Here is an 18,645-nt window from a genome sequence, read left to right on the forward strand (position 1 = left end):
AAAATGCTTACCTTCGTTAAATAAAAAAAGAAAGATCTTTAATTGTAATTTATATGCAAATTGTTTACACGACTTCGAATTTTAAAGGAGGCATATACAGGGCGGTTTTAGCGATTTTGCTCGGTTTGGCTCTTTTGATCTGGCCGGCCGATGCATTGAAGTATGTTGTTATGCTGATAGGTATCGTTTTCCTGGCCATCGGTATTATTGCGTTTATTATCTCTTCCAGAAACCGCGAGGAACATCAGCGGAGTTTTGCTCCCTTGAGCGGAATCGGAAGTGTTATTTTGGGATTACTGCTGGTATGTCTGCCGTCTACTTTTGCGACCGTTTTTATGTTTCTCCTGGGATTTATTTTGGTGGTCGCTGCTGTCGGACAATTTGTGACCCTTGCCGCAGCCCGTCAGTTCGGGCGTATTGCGCCGGTTAGTTTTTTATTCCCGGTCCTGATCCTGATTGTCGGTATCGTGATTTTATTCGATCCTTTCAGTTCGGCCGAAAGCGTGTTCATCCTGTTCGGGATTACCGCCGTTTTTTATGGCGTAACCGATCTGCTCAACCAATATTCCATCCGTAAAATGCGCAAAGCCAGTGAAGAAAAAGAAAAAATCGTGAAGATGGGAGGAGATTCGGATATCGAGGATGCCGAATTCGAGGAAGTGGAAGAAGGCAAATAAGAAGGAAATCGCCTTCTCCGATCTAAAGACTGGAAAATAGAAAAAGAAAGAAATAGATTAAAACTGCCAGGATAACGCCTTTCGAGGCGTTATTCTTGTTTAAGTGCAGAAATAAATAAAATAAGCCTAAGTCGGCAAAGAATACACCAACGGAAATGAGTTTGAATTGTACTTTCAATGCGATCGCCTGGTGGATAAATTGGGAAAGCGGGAGGTCGTGAAAGCGGAAAAGCCAGAACAACAGGATGATGATGAAAGGAGCTGACAGGCCCGGGAATAATCCGTATAGAAGACGATCTTTCATCGGAGAGCTTTAAAATTGTACCGCAACAAAACAACGGGGCGTATGAAAATCCGGTTTGGGAGAATCGATCGGACGCCAGGATAAATAATGCCGGCAGGATAGCCGATCTCCGCATTTATAAAGGTTGATGCGGGCTTTCAAACCCTGCCAGGTATCGATGTTGTGACGGAAAAGAGCTGAAGCCGGAATTCCCACAGTCAGTTCCCAGGGATGGCCTAGCCGGGTTTCTTCGAAATTTGCCCCGCCCAATGAAGGATAACGGAGAATCGAGGCCATGATATCTTCCGGGGCATGAACCGCCGCTGGGCGTTCTTTCCGGAAACCTAACAAAGTTTTACCGATACAGGTAAATTCGAAATTGTAATACCCACTATCGTCGACTGCCAGGAAAAATTCGACACAGGAATCGTTACACACTTGCTCGTTGTCTTCCCGGGTGAGGGCCATGGTACTGGTCTCGTCGACCTTAAACCGGATAAAGAGCATTTCTCCGTTGTGTGCCATGGTAAAAGCTGCATAAGGCGTGTAAGGGAATTGTTCCGGCCAGTTATTCTGCCCGATTCGGTGAAAATCGATTTTATTCAGTTGCTCACCTGCCTGTCGGAGGTCGTTGCTGTCTAAAAAGGGAAGATAGGGAATTTGCATGTTGGTATTGTCAAAGAAAATCATTCGTCAGTAAAAGTTCTTAAAGTTTATGGATCCCTGCGGGGTTTTCTTCATGGAACCGGAGGTCACTTTAAGAAAATATCCCGCAGGGGTCTGGAACTTTACAAACCGATCAATGTTCGGTGTCACCTTTATTTCGTTCTGATTTTATAACCGGCTACACCATAATACAGGATAAACAGAAAACAAGGCAAGGCTAACCAATAAGCCCCTTGTGCCCCCAAACCTTCTTGCAAAAATCCGAAAACAGTCGGGATAACGGCTCCTCCGGCGATAGCCATTGTCAGAAGAGCACTGCCTGATTTGGTGAATTTGCCGAGGTCTGCCATAGCAAGCGGCCATAATGCCGGCCACATTAGCGAGCACCCTAGAGCCATCAGGAAGATTGCCCAGATAGATATTTCGGCAGGCAGCAATACAATGGCCAGAGAACCGGCTACACCGATGCAGGCACAGATTCTCATTGCCATGTCTTGAGTTAGGTATTGCGGAATCAGAATAATACCGCAAATATAACCGATGACCATACCGATACTCGGAATCCAGGCATATAAATCGGGATTTTCCAAATTCAACGCTTTGGCGTAGTCGACGGCTGTACTTAGAGACAAAGTTTCGACACCGACATAAATGAACAAGGTCAGTGCACCCAGAACCAAGTGGGGAAATTGCCAAATAGAAGTTTTATTTGCTGCATACGGGCAATTGGCGGTATCCGATTCGTCTTCTCCGGCAGCTTTTACTTCGGGAAGCGGAGCCATTAAAGAGATGATACCTAACAATAGAAATACGCCGATGATGATGTAGAAAGGCAGATACAGATCGGAAGTCTGCACATTGGTTTGGTCGGCTACCACGAGTGCGAAAAACAAAGGAGCTACCGGCCATGCCAGTTTGTTGCAGATACCCATGATACTCATTCGTTTGGCCGCGCTTTCAATCGGTCCCAGAATGGTAATGTACGGGTTTACCGATGCTTGTAAATAAGCGTTGGCGGCACCGCTGACGAAAGAAGCGATGAGGAAAAGAATGAAATTTTCCAATTTAGCTGATAATACAAATAAAATAAAAGCAACGGCAAAAATCAAAAACGAGAGTGCCATTGTTCTTTTGTAACCGATTTTGGCAATCGTGGCAGAAGCCGGGTAGCCGAAAATCAGGAAAGGAACGAAAGTAGCTGCTAGCAGCAGGTAGGCTACCCCTGAAGGCAGAGACAAAGCACCTTTTAATACCGGAATCAAAAATGAGTTGATGCCCAATGCGAATCCGATCGCAAAAAACATCATACCGACGAATGCCAAAGGCACAGCAAAATTTGTTTTGTTTTGTGACATAATATTTGGGTTTGTAGATAATAATTCAGCACGCTGTTTCAAAAGGTAAATGTAATAAAAAAATGAAATAGGGTGCCACTTTTGACACCCTATTTAAAATGCTTCGCCCGAAGATTATTGTTTCGGTTTGAAAATCAGATCGACAACATCGGCACCCTTGAAAAGAGACTGAGCAAATTTCTGAATGTCTTTGGGTTGCAGTTTATCGACAATGTGATCGAAGTTTTTCGGATCGTTCGGATTCACACCACTGATATAATAAGAAGTAATACAATTCATCCAATAGCTGTTGTGGTTTTTGGATTGTTCGTGGTTTTTCTTCATATTGGCGATCACTTTATTCATTTCTTCCGGAGTCGGAGCTTCTTTCATGATTTTATCCAATTCGGCATAAATCAACGATTTCAGATGTTGTGCCTTGTCCGGATCACAATCGAAGCTCATCGTCATGCTATAGTTGGAGTAAGGCTCGCGTACAGAACCGGCCTGAACACCTACACCGTAAGTTCCTCCTTCTTTTTCCCGGATATTTTCGGTATATCTTAAATCCAGGATTCCTTCCAGAATATTATTACAGATATTGTTGTAAACACTGTATTTCATATCTTTAGAGAAATTTGTGATCACGGTCGATTTAGGGGTAGTCAGTTCCAATTCGATTTCTTTTACCGTTTTGCCTTTCGGACCTCTTACATGGTTGTCGCGCCAGGTTTCTTTCCGGTTTTCAGATTTTAATGAACCGATGTATTTTTCTACCAATGGTTTTACCGTTTCTGCATCGATATTACCTACGATGAAGAAGGTGAAATCGCTGGCATCTTTAATCCGGTCGCGATAAACCTGTTCGATCTTTTCGATACTGATCTGATCCAGGTATTTTTCGTTGAAGAGCAGAGTACGCGGATTGTAGTTACTCATGATCAGACTAATCGAATCTTTCATGATTTTCTGCGGATTCTTCTCCATATTGGCGATAGAGGCCCTGTTGCGGCTCATCATAGCTTCATGGGCTTCCTTGTCGAAACGGGGTTTTTCGAAACGCAGATACAACAATTGAAGCATGGTTTCGAAATCCTGAGGTGTAGAGCTACCGCTGACAGATTCCGACAAACCGTTGATAGAAACTCCGCAGGAAGCCATCTTCCCGGTCAGGATTTTTCTTAAAGTGGTTGCATCGAAATCTCCTAAACCGTAAGCTCCTACAAATGCAGCAGCGTTATTGGCGGAAGGAAGCATGTCTATATCGTAAAGTGAAGTTCCTCCTTTGCTGTAAGAAGTCAGTGATACGGCATCTTTTTCGTAATCTGCTTTACGGAAGACTACTTTCGCTCCATTGGCCAGTGTCCATTCTTCTGCATCGAATAAGGGAAGTTTCTTGGTAGAAACGATTTTTGAACCCGGTAATTCTTCGCTGATCAATGTTGCATCGGTTACTTCGTCGCGATAGGGTTCGATCTCTTTTTTAGCAACCTTATCCATAATAGCGGTTACTTCTTCCCGGGTCAGGTGCTTGGCATTCTCTGACGGACCGGAAACGACTACTGTACGGTTTTTATCGGTATTCCACTCTTTAGCCCGTGCAGATACCTCTTCTACGGTAATGGTCGGAATAATTTGTTTGACAGCATTGTAATAGAAATCGAAATCTACGATCGGTTCCTGTTCCAGGAAATTCGCTTGCATTTCCTCGATATAACTTTCGTTACCGGTTTTGTCTTTTTCTTTATAAGCCGATTCCAGGCCGACCAGCATATTGGTTTTTACCCGTTCCAGTTCACTCGGGGTGAAACCGAACCGCCGGATTCTTTCATTTTCGGTTAAGATGGCTTCCAGGGCAACGTCTTCTTTGTTGGGTTTGGCCGTTGTGTTGATGTTATAAGCATTATAACCTCTCACAAAACCACCGAATCCGAAACCTCCGTTGATAAAGGGAGGATTACCTTTCTGCATCATTTCGCTGATCCGTGCTCCGGCCATCTGATTGTAGAAAGAGTTGATTATGTTATCTTTAAAATAAGCCAATTTATTCTTTTCTGTTGCCGGAGTACCGGGTAACAGGGTCACGATCTGAATAGAAGATTGCTGTACTTCTTTGTCGGTTGCCAGGCAATAATACATCTCGTCGTGTTCGGGAATTTCGTAGAAAGGACGGGGAGTCGGATTTTCTACAGCAGGGATTTTACTGAACAATTCTTTTACTTTTTGTTCCATTTTAGCTACATCGAAATCGCCGACGATTGCTATGGCTTCCAGGTCTGTCCGGTACCATTCATGATAAAAATCACGGATAGTCTGGTATTTGAAATTTTTGATTACATCTAAATTACCGATAACGTCCCGAATGGCGTATTTTGAATCTTTGAAAAGTACCGGGAACATCTGTTTTTGAATCCGGAATTGCGGTGTCCGGCGGGTTCTCCATTCTTCGGTGATCACTCCGCGCTCAGCATCGATTTCGTCGTCTTCCAGGGTAAGATAGTAAGACCAGTCGTGCAGAATCAACAGGCAGGTATCTAACAGAGATTCGCTGTTTGTCGGTACATCGCTCAGATTGTAGACCGTTTCATTTTGTGCAGTGTAAGCATTGATGTTACGGCCGAAAGAAACTCCGTGCTTTTCCAGAGAGGTGATGATACCTTTCCCAGGGAAATTCTTGGTTCCCTGAAAGGCCATGTGTTCCAGGAAGTGGGCCAGACCGTCTTGTTCATCGTTTTCGAGCAGGGCTCCGGCATTGCGTATGATGTAGAAACTCGCTCTGCCTTTGGGTTCTTCATTGTGACGCAGGTAATACACTATACCGTTGGGGAGCTTTCCCGTTACAATGTTCGGATCTTGAGGAAGCGGGGCCTGAAGATCGACCTGTGCAAAACTTCCTTGCAGGAATAATAAACAGGAAAATGTAATTAAAATAAATAGTCTTTTCATAGTTAAATTTTTATGTTTTGAAACAAAAGTAGCTTTATTTACGATCAAATATAAATACAATAAGGGGTTTAACTTAAATTTAATAAGGGACCGCTATTCCTGTAAAAAGCTCAGATTGAGCATAAACAATATTTTAACATATCATACTTATGAGAGACTCTGTTTCTTTTTTGCATCGGGTATCCGCCTGGACTGAAAAAGTCGGAATGACAGATGCCGAAAGCACTCTAATAAAAATTGCGATAACGATTACCGTTGCCATTCTGATTTATATTATTTCCAGGAAATGGCTCTCCAAACTCTTGAAAAAAGTTGTAGGAAAGACCAAAAGTACTTGGGACGATATCCTCTACGATCAGGGTTTTTTCCGAAAATTGGCTTCCCTGATCCCTCCTTTTACAGCTTATATCGTTCTCACTTTTATTACCTGGGAATATAAATATGTCCTTCGGCGCCTGGTAGATATCTGGTTGATTATCGTTACCCTGTTTATCATTACTTCTTTATTGAATGCGATCAACAAGATTTATGAGAGCTATCCGGTTTCGAAAAATCGTCCGATTACTTTTTTTATCCAGTTGATCAAGGTGTTTTTGTATACGGTTGTGGTGATTACCGTCGTCAGTGTGCTGGTGAATAAATCGCCGGAACACCTGATTGTCGGTTTGAGTGCTTTTGCCGCGGTGCTGCTTTTGATCTTCAAGGATTCGATCCTGGGATTCGTTGCCGGAATCCAGCTGACTTCCAATAATATGATCCGCATCGGCGACTGGATTCAGATGGATAAGAATAATGCCAATGGAGTTGTGTTGGAAGTGAATCTGTACACCGTCAAAGTGCAGAATTGGGATATGACTATTTCGATGGTACCCACTTATCAGTTGGTGTCGGAATCTTTCACCAACTGGCGGGGAATGCAGGAATCGCCGGGACGGAGAATTATGCGGAGTATCAATATCGATATCGATTCGGTTCATTTTTTGAGTCATGACGAAGTCGTAAAATTTGCTTCTTCGGCCTTCCTGAAAGATTATATCGATCAGATGGTTGCTAAACTGGGAGATATCAATAAAGATAAAATTACGATTCTGGATGAGCGTAAGCTGACCAATATCGGTATATTCCGTTATTATATGGATGCATGGATCGAAGCTAATCCCGATATCAATACGAATATGACACATATGGTCCGCCAATTACAACCCGGCCCGACCGGTATGCCCATCCAGATTTATTGCTTCTCGGCTATTCAGGAGTGGGTGACCTATGAAAAAGTCCAGGCCGATATTTTCGACCATATCATGGCGGTATTACCCGAATTCGGACTGAAAGTGTTCGAATATAAATCCATGTATGTGGGTGGGGAAAACCAATCGTGATTAACTGCGTATACGGCAGTTCGGGTTATCTGTTGTGACGACTAAAAAGGCGGTTTCGGTCACGGCTCTTTTAACTGAAAAAAACATGTCCAATAAAGAGAATAATTATAAAATACACCGTTTTATTCAATATACCTAATTAGAAATAGTGTATCGAAGAATAGTTGCATAGCCATATTCTTCAATACTATAATCAATTATTAATGTAAAAATATAAAAGAAAGAAGCCAAAATCATCAGTATTAATTGGTACTTTTTTCTTTCTTTAATATAATAATACCATTCTTCGGGTAATTTTCTTTATCAAATTGGAAAGAATGGAAAAGGGCCGGGGGAATATGTCAACTTGCAATCTTCTGTTCAAATAAAAAAAATTCTTCTTTTGATATTATCGATCTCAATGGAGCCAAATATTTAAATTACTCTCCCGATAATGGAGTGAATATAGAACAACCTCTCCCTGTCAGAGTAGAAGGTTATCCTGAAGTGTGGCTTAACGATACATTGCTTTTGATGAGTTATAAACGATCGGTCATTGCGACATTGATTTTTTTGTTGTAATTTTGGAAACTAAAAAATCGGGGCATGGCTAAAGAAAAAGTAAGACTTTGGGATCGTCTGAAATATAAATATAAACTTTCTGTCATTAACGAGACTTCTTATGAGGAGGTGTTCAATTTCAGATTGTCCCAGTTGCATGTATTGACTGCATTGAGTGTGCTGGCGGTAATTTTGGTCGTTCTGACCATTTTATTGATAGCTTTCACCGACTTGCGGGAATTTATTCCTGGCTATCCGGATGGAAATATGCGGCAGATGATCGCCCAAAATGCGCTCCGGGTAGATTCGCTGGAGAATGAATTGCTGAAGAGAGACCGCTTTTTCAAATCCATCCGGTTGGTTTTGAATGGGGGAGATACCACTTCCCTCGAACGTTCGCGGGAGGATACGGCGCGCTACCGGAACGATACCATCCGATTTCAGATCAGCGAACAGGAAAATGAATTCCGGGCTGCTATCGAAGAGCGTGAACGCTTTAATCTATCGCTGGGAATGAAAGAACAAAACCACGATTATTATCATTTTTTTCCGCCTGTGGAAGGAATTGTAACCCAAAGCTTCGATGAGAAGAAACGGCATTACGGCACTGATATTGTGGCGAAAGCCAATGCTAAGGTGGCTGCGGTATTGGATGGGGTCGTGATTTTTACCGATTGGACGGTGAAGACCGGATATGTGATCCAGGTGCAACATACCAACGACCTGATTTCTGTATACAAACACAATTCTATCCTATTGAAAAAACAGGGAGATTATGTCAGGGCCGGAGAGGTCCTGGGGGTAGTGGGAAATACCGGAGAGGAGTCCAGCGGCCCCCATTTGCATTTTGAATTGTGGCGGGCAGGTAATCCGCTCAACCCGGAGAATTTTATTAAGTTTAAATAAAGAATCAATAACCGGAAGTTGTTTCGGCAATTTCGGTTTGGAAGAATGAATATATGAGAAAGATTGCGATATTAGGTTCGACAGGATCGATCGGAACACAGACGCTGGAAGTGGTGGAAGCCAATCCCGAACGGTTCAGTGTTGAAGTGCTGACAGCCAATAATCATGTTGATTTATTGATCGAACAGGCATTGAAATTCCACCCGGATAGTGTGGTGATTGCCAATGAGGAGAAATATCCGCTTCTGCGCGATGCCTTACAACATGAAGATATAAAAGTATTTGCCGGAGCCGATGCGCTTGCCCAGATCGTGACTTTTGCAGACGTCGATCTGGTGGTGACAGCTTTAGTCGGATACAGCGGTTTAATCCCGACGGTAAATGCCATTAAAGCCGGAAAAAATATTGCTTTGGCTAACAAAGAGACTCTGGTCGTAGCCGGAGAATTGGTCAACGAATCGGTCGCAGAACATCGGGTAGCTATTCTGCCTGTCGATTCGGAACATTCTGCCATCTTCCAGTGTTTGGCCGGAGAGAGCCGGAGTAAAGCCGAAAAACTGATTTTGACCGCTTCCGGAGGTCCTTTCCGGGGAAAAGACCGGGCTTTTTTGGAAAAGGTGACTCCTGCCGATGCTTTGAAACACCCTAACTGGCATATGGGTGCTAAGGTGACGATCGATTCGGCTTCTATGATGAACAAAGGGTTTGAAGTGATCGAAGCCAAATGGTTGTTCGGCATGAAACCCGAACAAATCGAAGTGGTGGTGCATCCCCAATCTATCGTTCATTCGATGGTGCAGTTTACGGATGGCTGCGTGAAAGCCCAGCTCGGAGTGCCGGATATGCGGCTGCCGATTCAGTATGCCCTGACTTTCCCCGAACGGACTACAGCTGATTTCGGACGTTTGGATTTCAAGGTATGTCATTCCCTGACTTTCGAACAGCCTGACGAGAAAACCTTTCGTAACCTTGGATTGGCTTACGAGGCTATGCGGCAAGGCGGAAACATGCCCTGTATCCTGAATGCGGCCAATGAAGTCGCTGTGTCTGCCTTCCTGCAAGGGCGCCTGTCTTTCACCGGTATGTCCGATCTGATCGAAAAAACAATGCAACAAGTAGATTTCCTGAAGAAACCGACTTTGGAGGATTATATGGAAACCGATCGCCTGACCCGTGAAATCGCCAGGAAAAATGTATCCCCCAAAATACCTCCTCTATAGCTTTCTAGCTTATAGTCTTTTAACTTTAATCTTTTACTTTTTACCTCATATCATGGATATTTTTATAAAAATAGTACAATTTGTCTTGAGTCTTTCTATCCTGGTTTTGTTCCACGAATTCGGACACTTTTTGTTTGCGAAGTTGTTTAAGACCCGGGTAGAAAAGTTTTATATGTTTTTTAATCCCTGGTTCTCTTTATTTAAATTTAAAAAGGGAGAGACCGAGTATGGAGTCGGTTGGTTGCCGTTGGGTGGATATGTGAAGATCGCCGGAATGATCGATGAATCGATGGATACCGAGCAGATGAAACAACCGGCTCAGCCTTGGGAATTCCGGGCTAAACCGGCCTGGCAACGCTTGCTGATTATGTTGGGCGGGGTATTGGTGAACGTCTTACTGGCTTTTGTCATTTATATCGGTATTCTATTCACCTGGGGGGAGACCTATCTTCCTGCAAAAAACGTCACTTACGGAGTGGTATGCGACAGCGTCTTCAAAAATATCGGAATGCGAAACGGTGATATTATCGTTGCTCTCGACAATAAAGAAGTGGTCCGTTTTGACGATGTGCTTCCCGAAATATTGTTCAATCGTTCCAAGACCATTCAGGTATTGCGCAATGGAGAGCAAGTTTCTTTGGATATTCCGGATGACTTTATTGCTACGCTGTTGGAATTATCGTCCAAGAGTTTCAAGCTGAATCCGCTGCTTACTCCCCGTATCCCGGTCGATGGAATCGAGATACAGGACTTCGGGGATTATTCTGTGGCTTATGATGCAGGTATGCGAAAAGGGGATAAGATTCTGTCTGTCAACGGACATACTTTTCGTTTCTACGATGAATTTTCGGATTTGCTCGCCGCCAATAAAGGAAAGCGGGTGGAAACGACCGTATTGCGGGGAGCGGATACATTATCTTATGCTTTTGCTTTGGGGGAAGACGGAAAATTCGGTTTTTATCCTTTGCTGACTGCCAATGCCTATGAATTGGCGACTCAGAAATATACACTGGCAGAAGCGATTCCTGCCGGAATCGAGATGGGGATCGGACAACTCGGCTCTTATGTGAAACAGCTGAAATTACTCTTTTCTCAGGGAGATACCGCTTATAAGTCGGTCGGTGGGATGGCTTCGATCGCCAACATTTTCCCGGGGTATTGGAATTGGCATTCTTTCTGGGAACTGACTGCTTTGATCTCGATCATGCTGGCCGTCGTGAATATTCTGCCTATACCGGCTTTGGACGGAGGACATGTCTTGTTCCTGTTGTATGAAGTGGTTACCCGTCGTAAACCGGGAGAGAAATTTATGGAGTATGCTCAGATTACAGGCATGATTTTTATCTTCGGCTTATTTATTCTGGCTAATGTAAATGATATAATTAAATTTTTCGGGTAATGAAAGATCAGATTGAAGAATTCAGAGCTTACCGGGCTAAAATGAACGAGAGGATTCTGGCAGCCGATAATAAAGTGATCAAAAGAATCTACAATATCGATACCAATACTTATATGGAAGGGGCACTCTCCTCCAAGGTAAAGGAGATGTTGGGACTGGCCACTTCCATGGTTTTGAGATGTGACGATTGCATCAAGTATCATTTGGAAAAATGTTATGAACAAGGGGTGACTACTCCCGAATTGTTCGAAGTTTTTGCTGTGGCCGACGTGGTGGGGGGGACTATCGTTATCCCTCATTTGAGAAGAGCTGTCGAATATTGGGAGCTGTTGCAGGCTCAAACCGGCCCGGAGGTCGAAAACGAAAAATAAAGCATGAGGTATAACGGTTCTTCCTTTTCGATGAGAACGGAAAGCTGATAGAACGTCTGTATTATTATCTGGACTGCCGGCGGGGAAGTATGATTCTGGATTATATCGGTTCGGATTTGTATAAAGATATGGTGTGGAGTGATTATGTCAGGATGAGGTCGAAAGAATGCCTGTGATCGGGGTGGTTGATAAAGCTCATTTCAAAATTCAGACAAAGATGAAATTATTGGGTATATTATTCTTGCTTTGTGTGCTGACGATGCCTGTTTTGGCACAGGATCATTGCCGGATTATGTTTTATAATGTAGAGAATTTATTCGATACCGCCGATGATCCCTCGACTGCCGACGACGAGTTCACTCCCCGGGGAAAGAAACATTGGACGAAGGCTAAATATACGGATAAATTATTGAAAATCGCAGAAGTGATCGATAGCGTGGGAGATAAAGAACTGCCTTGTATCATCGGTTTGGCGGAAGTGGAAAATCGCTGGGTATTGGAAGATTTAACGCAGAAAACGGCTTTGGCCGACGGGAATTATGGAATTGTTCATCAGGATTCTCCCGACTGCCGGGGTATCGATGTCGCTTTGCTTTACCGGAAAGACTGTTTCGAACTTTTAGAAACCGATTTCTTGCGCTTGTCATTTCCCGAGGATACCACCATCCGTACCCGGGATATTTTGTATGCTTCCGGGGTGTTGGATTCGGATACCCTTCATTTTTTTGTCTGTCATTTCCCTTCGATGATCGGTGGAGAGAAGCAAAGCGAGTGGCGCCGAGAAAGGGCAGCTTCGACGGTACGGCATAAAGTCGATTCATTATTGGCTGTTCAGTCCCGCGCCGGTATTGTAATCATGGGCGATCTGAACGGGAAAGCAAATACCCCCGCACAAAAGGTGTTGGGTACCAAAAGTTCCGATAAAAAACCGAGGTGCAAAGATTTATATAATACAGGCTATTATTTATTGAAAAAGAATTACGGTAGCTACCGTTACAAAGGCAACTGGCAGACCATCGACCACCTGATTCTTTCGGGAGCTTTACTGGATGGGCACTCTGTCTGGAAAGCCGATCGGCGGCTTACTGTTTTTTCAGCTTCTTTTCTACTGGAAGAAGATAAAACTTATTTCGGATACAAACCTTGTCCTACTTACCGGGGACCGCGTTATGTCGGTGGATATAGCGATCATTTACCGATATATATCGATTTGAAAAAATGATTTCTTTTTCTATTTTTGCCGCGCAAAATTCATAACAATAGATATGGACGATTATCATCAAAAGTATTAATCTGAACAAAGGTTTTCTCAGGCCTTTGTTCGTAACGAATGGAGGGTTTTATATGAGAAAATTTTTATGTTGCAGGGATAATTTTGCCGAAAAGCAGGCCTGGCAAAAATACTGTTGGGTGAATATCGAAATGCCGACCGAGGAAGATACGCTCTACCTTACTCGTGATTTGAAGATTCCTTCTGCATTTTTATCCGATATCCGGGATGTCGACGAACGTCCCCGTATCGAAACGGAAGATGGCTGGACCTTGATGATTCTGCGCATTCCCTACCGGGATGAGGGAAACGATATACCCTATATCACCGTTCCTTTGGGAATTATCATGAAAGCCGATTATTTCGTGACGATCTGTCACCACGCAACGGATATGCTGCCCGATTTTATCCGGTATATGCAGCGTAAGAAATTGCCGATCGATGGGAGTTGGGATCTGTTGTTCAGATTGTTTTTGTCTTCCTCCGTGTGGTATCTCAAATATTTGAAACAGATCAATAACCAAAGCCGGGCCGTTGAAAAAGAACTGGAAAGATCGATTCAGAATGCCGAATTGCAACGGTTGCTGAAAATCGAAAAATCATTGGTGTTTTTTATTACCTCTTTGAGAGGAAATGACAACCTGCTGGTGAAATTAAAGAATTTAAAAAGCCAACGGGAGTTTTTCGATCCCGATCTGGTAGAAGATGTGGAGATCGAACTGCGGCAGGCTCAGGACACCGCCCGAATCTATAGTGATATCCTGAGCGGTACGATGGATGCCTTTGCTTCGGTTATTTCCAACAATCTGAACGTAATCATGAAGCGTATGACCGCTATTTCCCTGCTTTTGATGATCCCGACATTGATTGCCAGCTTATATGGTATGAATGTACACAATGGATTGGAAGACAGCCATTATGGATTGTTTGTCATCGCTATTATATCGGTTGCTTTTTCTATATTGAGTTATTGGATGTTCAGGAGAAAGAGTTGGCTTTAACAAAGTGTTAACATTTTTAGGGATAAACTCCCGGAGGTTTTGTTTGTCTAAACCTCAAAACAGTTATTTTTATTGAAAAAAGAACTGAAAAAGGTGGCTTACAATTTTTAGATCGTTTAGCAAGTTCGTAAAGTCTGTCAGGTTTGTAAAAGTTCTGAATCCTGCGGGTATTTTTTTACGGCTGTGTGAGGTCGACCGGAATCTCCGGTTTCGTTAAAAAGGTGCACATAGACTTTATGGACTTTTAGCGATGAAGGAGCAACTTTATGAACTTTATAAACTAAAAAGGGTTGGTTTATTGGATGAAATATGAATAAATACGTAAAAAGATCATTACAGATCGGGATTCCGCTGGCTTTGGCAGCTTGGATTATAATCCCCCGGATCGGTGGAAATGGGGTGCAATCACAACAAAATGCACCAGGTAACAAGGGGAAAGGTAGACTTCCGGTAACGGGGATTATTGCTAAGAATTCCGTTGTGGCTGCCGGATTTCCGGTGAATGGTTCTTTGTTGGCAAACGAAGAGGTCGATTTGGTAGCAGAGATCGTGGGAAAAGTCAGAAAGATTTACTTTCAGGAAGGGGTGGCCGTTAAAAAGGGACAGCTGCTATTAAAAGTAGACGATGCCGATTTGCAGGCTCAGTTGACCCGGGCGGAGTTTCAGAAAAAATTACTGGCCGAGAAGCTCGAACGGCAACGGATTCTTTTGAAGCGCGAATCGATCAGCCGTGAAGCCTTCGATCAGTTACAAACCGATTATAATATGCTCGAAGCGGATATCGAACTGCTGAAAGTGAAAATCAGCCGTACTGAAATCCGGGCTCCGTTCGACGGGGTAATGGGGTTCCGGTATGTCAGTGAAGGTAGTTATGTGCAGCCCAGCTCACAAATTGCCCGGATCGTAGACAACTCTACCCTGAAATATGAGTTCAATATTCCGGAGAAATATGCCGATAATAATTTGAAAGGGCAGGAAGTATTTTTTAAAGTGACCGGAAATGATAAACTCTATTCGGCCAAGGTTTATGCTGTAGATCCTTTTATCGACGTGAAAACCCGTATGATTCTTCTACGGGCTCGTTTCCGGAATACAAACGGGGAGTTGATGCCCGGTATGTTTGCAAAAGGAAACCTGGTGGTGGGTGGAAAATCTGAATTCATTGCCGTACCGACAGAAGCCGTCGTGCCCGAAATGGACGGAAAAAGAATGTGGATCGTGAAAAATGGAAAAGCCTTAAGTGTACCTGTCGAAACAGAAAGCCGCGATGAGAAAAATGTAGAGGTGACTTCCGGTATCAGCGTCGGAGATACCGTACTCACCGGTGGGTTGATGCAACTCAGAGATGGGATGGCGGTGGAGGTGAAGATAAAAAGGTAAAAGGTTAGAGGTAGGGGAGAAGGTTTAAAGTTAAAAAGGAGGAGGGATGCTGAGATTTGACAATTTAGTGATTCGATGATGTAATAATGAATAACTTAATAAACTCACAAACTCAGCAACTTAGTAACTCTATTAACTTAGTAACTTAGTAACTCTATAAACTCAGCAACTCAGTAACTCTATAAACTCAGTAACTCAGCAACTCTATAACAAATGAGCTTATCGTCAACATGTATAAAGCGACCGGTATTTGCAACGGTGATGAACATCATTATGATGTTGGTTGGTTGTATCGGTCTGGTATTTTTGGGGGTACGTGACTATCCCAGTGTCGATCCGCCTATTATTTCGGTATCGACCAGTTTTCCAGGTGCTAATGCCGATGTAATCGAGACGCAGATTACCGAGCCTTTGGAGTCGGCTATCAACGGAATCCCGGGGATTCGTTCGTTGACCAGCCAGAGTAGGGACGGACGGAGTAATATAACGGTAGAGTTCGAGTTGGAGGTCGACTTGGAGACGGCTGCTAACGATGTCCGGGATAAAGTTTCCGGAGCGATGCGCCGTTTGCCGAAAGACGTGGATCCTCCGACCGTGAGTAAGGCGGATGCCGATGCTCAGCCGATCTTTGCGGTTTCGTTGCGGAGTGACCAGCGGTCATTGATCGACCTGAGTATGTATGCCGATCAGTACTATAAGGAACGCTTGCAGACGATCTCAGGAGTGAGTAGTGTCTCCATCTGGGGAGAAAAAAGATATTCCGTACGGATGCGGATGGATCCGTCTTTGCTGGCTGCTTATGGAATCACTCCTATGGATGTGAGGGACGCTGTGACTCAGGAAAATGTGGAATTACCTTCCGGACGGATCGAGGGAGAAAATACCGAACTGACTATCCGTACCCTGGGACGACTGATGACGATTGAGGATTTTAATAATCTGGTCATTAAAGAGGAGGGCGATAAAGTCATTCGTTTCCGGGATATCGGTATTGCAGAAGTAGATGCAGAAGATACCCGTTCGATTATGAAGCGGAATGGGGTGCCGATGGTGGCTTGTGCCATCATTCCTCAGCCGGGAGCCAATTATATTGATATTGTCGACCGGGCGTATGAAGTGATGGCCGATTTGCAAAAAGACTTGCCTGATGACGTCGAAGCCGGAATTGCTTTCGATAATACGGTCTTTATCCGCAATTCGATCAATGAAGTGAAAGACACGATCGTGGAGGCTTTTATTCTGGTCGTGTTGATTATCTTCCTGTTTTTACGGAATTGGCGGACGACATTGATTCCCGTATTGGCTATCCCCATCTCTTTGGTCGGTGCTTTTTTTGTGATGTATCTGGCCGGATTTACCATAAATATTCTGACCTTGCTGGCGATTGTGCTGGCGATCGGTCTGGTTGTCGACGATGCGATTGTGGTGATGGAGAATATCTATACGAAGATCGAACAGGGAATGTCTCCGCTCGAAGCCGGTTTCAAGGGGTCGAATGAGATCTTCTTTGCAGTTATCGCTACCACTATAGCCTTGGTGGCTGTGTTTTTCCCGATTGTCTTTTTGCAGGGGACGACCGGGCGGTTGTTCCGGGAATTCAGTATCGTGATTACCGGGGCGGTCATTATTTCTTCATTTGTCGCACTGACTTTTACCCCGATGATTTCCACCAAGTTGCTTACCCGCAATGTCACCGATAACTGGTTTTACCGTACGACAGAACCTTTCTTCGACGGTATGGTCAACTACTATCGCCGGGCATTGGAAGGTTTTATGAAATACCGGTGGATCGCTCCTTTGATACTGATCGGTTCGGGCGTGGTGATCTGGTTGTTGTGGCAGGCTATTCCTTCGGAAATGGCTCCCCTCGAAGACCGTTCGAATATCCGGATCACCTCTACGGCTCCGGAAGGCGCTACGTTCGAGTATATGAGCCGATATGCCGATGAGTTGAGTAGTTATATCGAACAAGAGGTCCCTGAACAGGAAAAGATAATCGAAATGATCGGTGGGGGAAATACCAATCGTTCCAACTTGAACCTTTGGTTGGTAGATCCCGAAGAACGGGGACGTACCCAACAGGAGATTGCCGATGAATTGGGAGTACAGGTACGTAATTTCACCGGAGCCCGGACGATGGTTTCACAACAGCAGACTTTTGGCGGACGTCGCGGAGGCTTGCCGGTAGAATACGTTATTCAGGCCAAGAACCTCGACGACCTGAAACGGGTATTGCCCCGCTTTATGGACGAAGTGAATAAAAGTCCGGTATTCTCGGTGGCCGATTTGAACCTTAAATTTACCAAACCCGAATTGACCATCAATATCGACCGGGATAAAGCTGCCGTATTGGGCGTTTCTATGCAGAATATCGCACAGACTTTGCAGCTGACCATGAGTGAACAGCGGGTCGGTTATTTCATCCTGAACGGGAAGCAATATCAGATATTGAGTCAGATCGACCGCGAAAACCGGAATAAACCCTCTGATTTACAGAATATCTATGTACGGAATAATAATGGTGAATTGATTGCATTGGACAATCTGGTGACGACTTCCGAGAGTTCTATGCCTCCGCAATTGTATCGCTACGACCGTTTTGTGGCCGCTACGGTTTCGGCTGGATTGGCTAAACGAAAAACGATATCAGAGGGATTGGCTGAAATGGACCGGATTGCTGCCGATGTGTTAGACGATAATTTTAAGACGACACTTTCCGGTAGTTCGAAGGATTTTGTGGAAAGTTCGTCCAGTCTGATGTTTGCTTTTGTATTGGCATTGATATTCATTTACCTGGTTTTATCGGCTCAGTTCGAGAGTTTCCGGGATCCCCTGATCATCATGTTTACTGTGCCTTTGGCGTTGATCGGGGCGATGGTGTCCTTGTGGTATTTCGATCAGACTATGAATATTTTCAGCCAGATCGGTGTAATCATGTTGATCGGGCTGGTGTCGAAGAACGGTATTCTGATTGTAGAGTTTGCCAACCAGCGGAAAGCGATGGGTGAACCGATGCTGATAGCTGTGAAAAATGCTGCAGTCGCTCGTTTCCGGCCGATTCTGATGACGAGTTTGTCGACGGTTTTGGGTATTCTCCCGATGGCTATTGCTACCGGTGCCGGTGCTGAAAGCCGGGTGGCTATGGGGATCGCCGTTGTCGGTGGGATGGTATGTGCTACTTTCTTGTCCTTGTTCGTGATTCCGGCGATTTATTCTTATCTGTCGACAGAAAAGGTGAACGTGATCGGGGAAGAGCATAAAGAGTAAAGAATT

Annotated in this window: 13 protein-coding genes and 1 pseudogene; 11 read left to right on the forward strand and 3 right to left on the reverse strand. The window is 44.1% G+C overall.

What is annotated here, in order from left to right; genetic code table 11:
• Positions 1–53 precede the first annotated feature (53 nt).
• On the forward strand, positions 54–677 hold the full coding sequence (locus WS42_RS04375; RefSeq protein WP_013611881.1) for an HdeD family acid-resistance protein: 624 nt from the start codon (positions 54–56) through the stop codon (positions 675–677).
• A 313-nt stretch (positions 678–990) separates the two neighbouring features.
• Here the strand turns inward: WS42_RS04375 and WS42_RS04385 are convergent, their stop codons facing one another.
• From WS42_RS04385 to WS42_RS04395, 3 genes are all read right to left on the reverse strand, one after another.
• On the reverse strand, positions 991–1,650 hold the full coding sequence (locus WS42_RS04385; RefSeq protein WP_229032327.1) for a carbohydrate-binding family 9-like protein: 660 nt from the start codon (positions 1,648–1,650) through the stop codon (positions 991–993).
• 128 nt (positions 1,651–1,778) lie between these two features.
• A complete protein-coding gene (gene gluP / locus WS42_RS04390) occupies positions 1,779–2,981 on the reverse strand; it encodes a glucose/galactose MFS transporter (protein WP_013611878.1) in 1,203 nt (400 codons plus the stop codon).
• A 114-nt stretch (positions 2,982–3,095) separates the two neighbouring features.
• The gene (locus WS42_RS04395) at positions 3,096–5,906 is read right to left on the reverse strand and encodes a M16 family metallopeptidase (RefSeq protein ID WP_046450783.1); all 2,811 of its coding nucleotides are present in this window, start codon (positions 5,904–5,906) and stop codon (positions 3,096–3,098) included.
• A gap of 149 nt (positions 5,907–6,055) precedes the next feature.
• Here WS42_RS04395 and WS42_RS04400 point away from each other — a divergent pair, with 149 nt between their 5' ends.
• From WS42_RS04400 to WS42_RS04440, 10 genes and pseudogenes are all read left to right on the forward strand, one after another.
• Positions 6,056–7,285: a mechanosensitive ion channel family protein gene (locus tag WS42_RS04400; protein ID WP_087395298.1), complete on the forward strand. Its 1,230-nt coding sequence runs from the start codon at positions 6,056–6,058 to the stop codon at positions 7,283–7,285.
• A gap of 295 nt (positions 7,286–7,580) precedes the next feature.
• Positions 7,581–7,703: pseudogene (locus WS42_RS15755) on the forward strand (hypothetical protein); the annotation flags it as partial.
• A gap of 167 nt (positions 7,704–7,870) precedes the next feature.
• Positions 7,871–8,731, forward strand: coding sequence for a peptidoglycan DD-metalloendopeptidase family protein (locus WS42_RS04405; RefSeq protein ID WP_013611875.1), 861 nt, complete (start codon positions 7,871–7,873; stop codon positions 8,729–8,731).
• A gap of 53 nt (positions 8,732–8,784) precedes the next feature.
• Entirely contained in the window at positions 8,785–9,951 is a 1,167-nt protein-coding gene (locus WS42_RS04410) for a 1-deoxy-D-xylulose-5-phosphate reductoisomerase (protein WP_046450782.1), read from the forward strand.
• Positions 9,952–10,003: 52 nt separating this feature from the next.
• Positions 10,004–11,350, forward strand: a complete 1,347-nt coding sequence (rseP, locus tag WS42_RS04415; RefSeq protein ID WP_022159480.1) for an RIP metalloprotease RseP — start codon at positions 10,004–10,006, stop codon at positions 11,348–11,350.
• Entirely contained in the window at positions 11,350–11,721 is a 372-nt protein-coding gene (locus WS42_RS04420) for a carboxymuconolactone decarboxylase family protein (protein WP_013611872.1), read from the forward strand. Before rseP ends, WS42_RS04420 begins: the two co-directional genes overlap by 1 nt.
• 217 nt (positions 11,722–11,938) lie before the next feature.
• Positions 11,939–12,943 carry an endonuclease/exonuclease/phosphatase family protein gene (locus WS42_RS04425; RefSeq protein WP_229032326.1) on the forward strand — a complete coding sequence of 335 codons (1,005 nt, stop codon included), beginning with the start codon at positions 11,939–11,941 and terminating at the stop codon, positions 12,941–12,943.
• A gap of 122 nt (positions 12,944–13,065) precedes the next feature.
• A complete protein-coding gene (locus WS42_RS04430) occupies positions 13,066–13,992 on the forward strand; it encodes a magnesium transporter CorA family protein (protein WP_022159478.1) in 927 nt (308 codons plus the stop codon).
• Between the two features lie 309 nt (positions 13,993–14,301).
• Positions 14,302–15,372, forward strand: a complete 1,071-nt coding sequence (locus WS42_RS04435) for an efflux RND transporter periplasmic adaptor subunit (RefSeq protein ID WP_022159477.1) — start codon at positions 14,302–14,304, stop codon at positions 15,370–15,372.
• A gap of 213 nt (positions 15,373–15,585) precedes the next feature.
• Positions 15,586–18,639, forward strand: coding sequence for an efflux RND transporter permease subunit (locus WS42_RS04440; protein ID WP_022159476.1), 3,054 nt, complete (start codon positions 15,586–15,588; stop codon positions 18,637–18,639).
• Positions 18,640–18,645 lie beyond the last annotated feature (6 nt).

The organism is Odoribacter sp. N54.MGS-14 (genome assembly GCF_000980295.1).
Taxonomy (GTDB): Bacteria; Bacteroidota; Bacteroidia; order Bacteroidales; family Marinifilaceae; genus Odoribacter; species Odoribacter splanchnicus.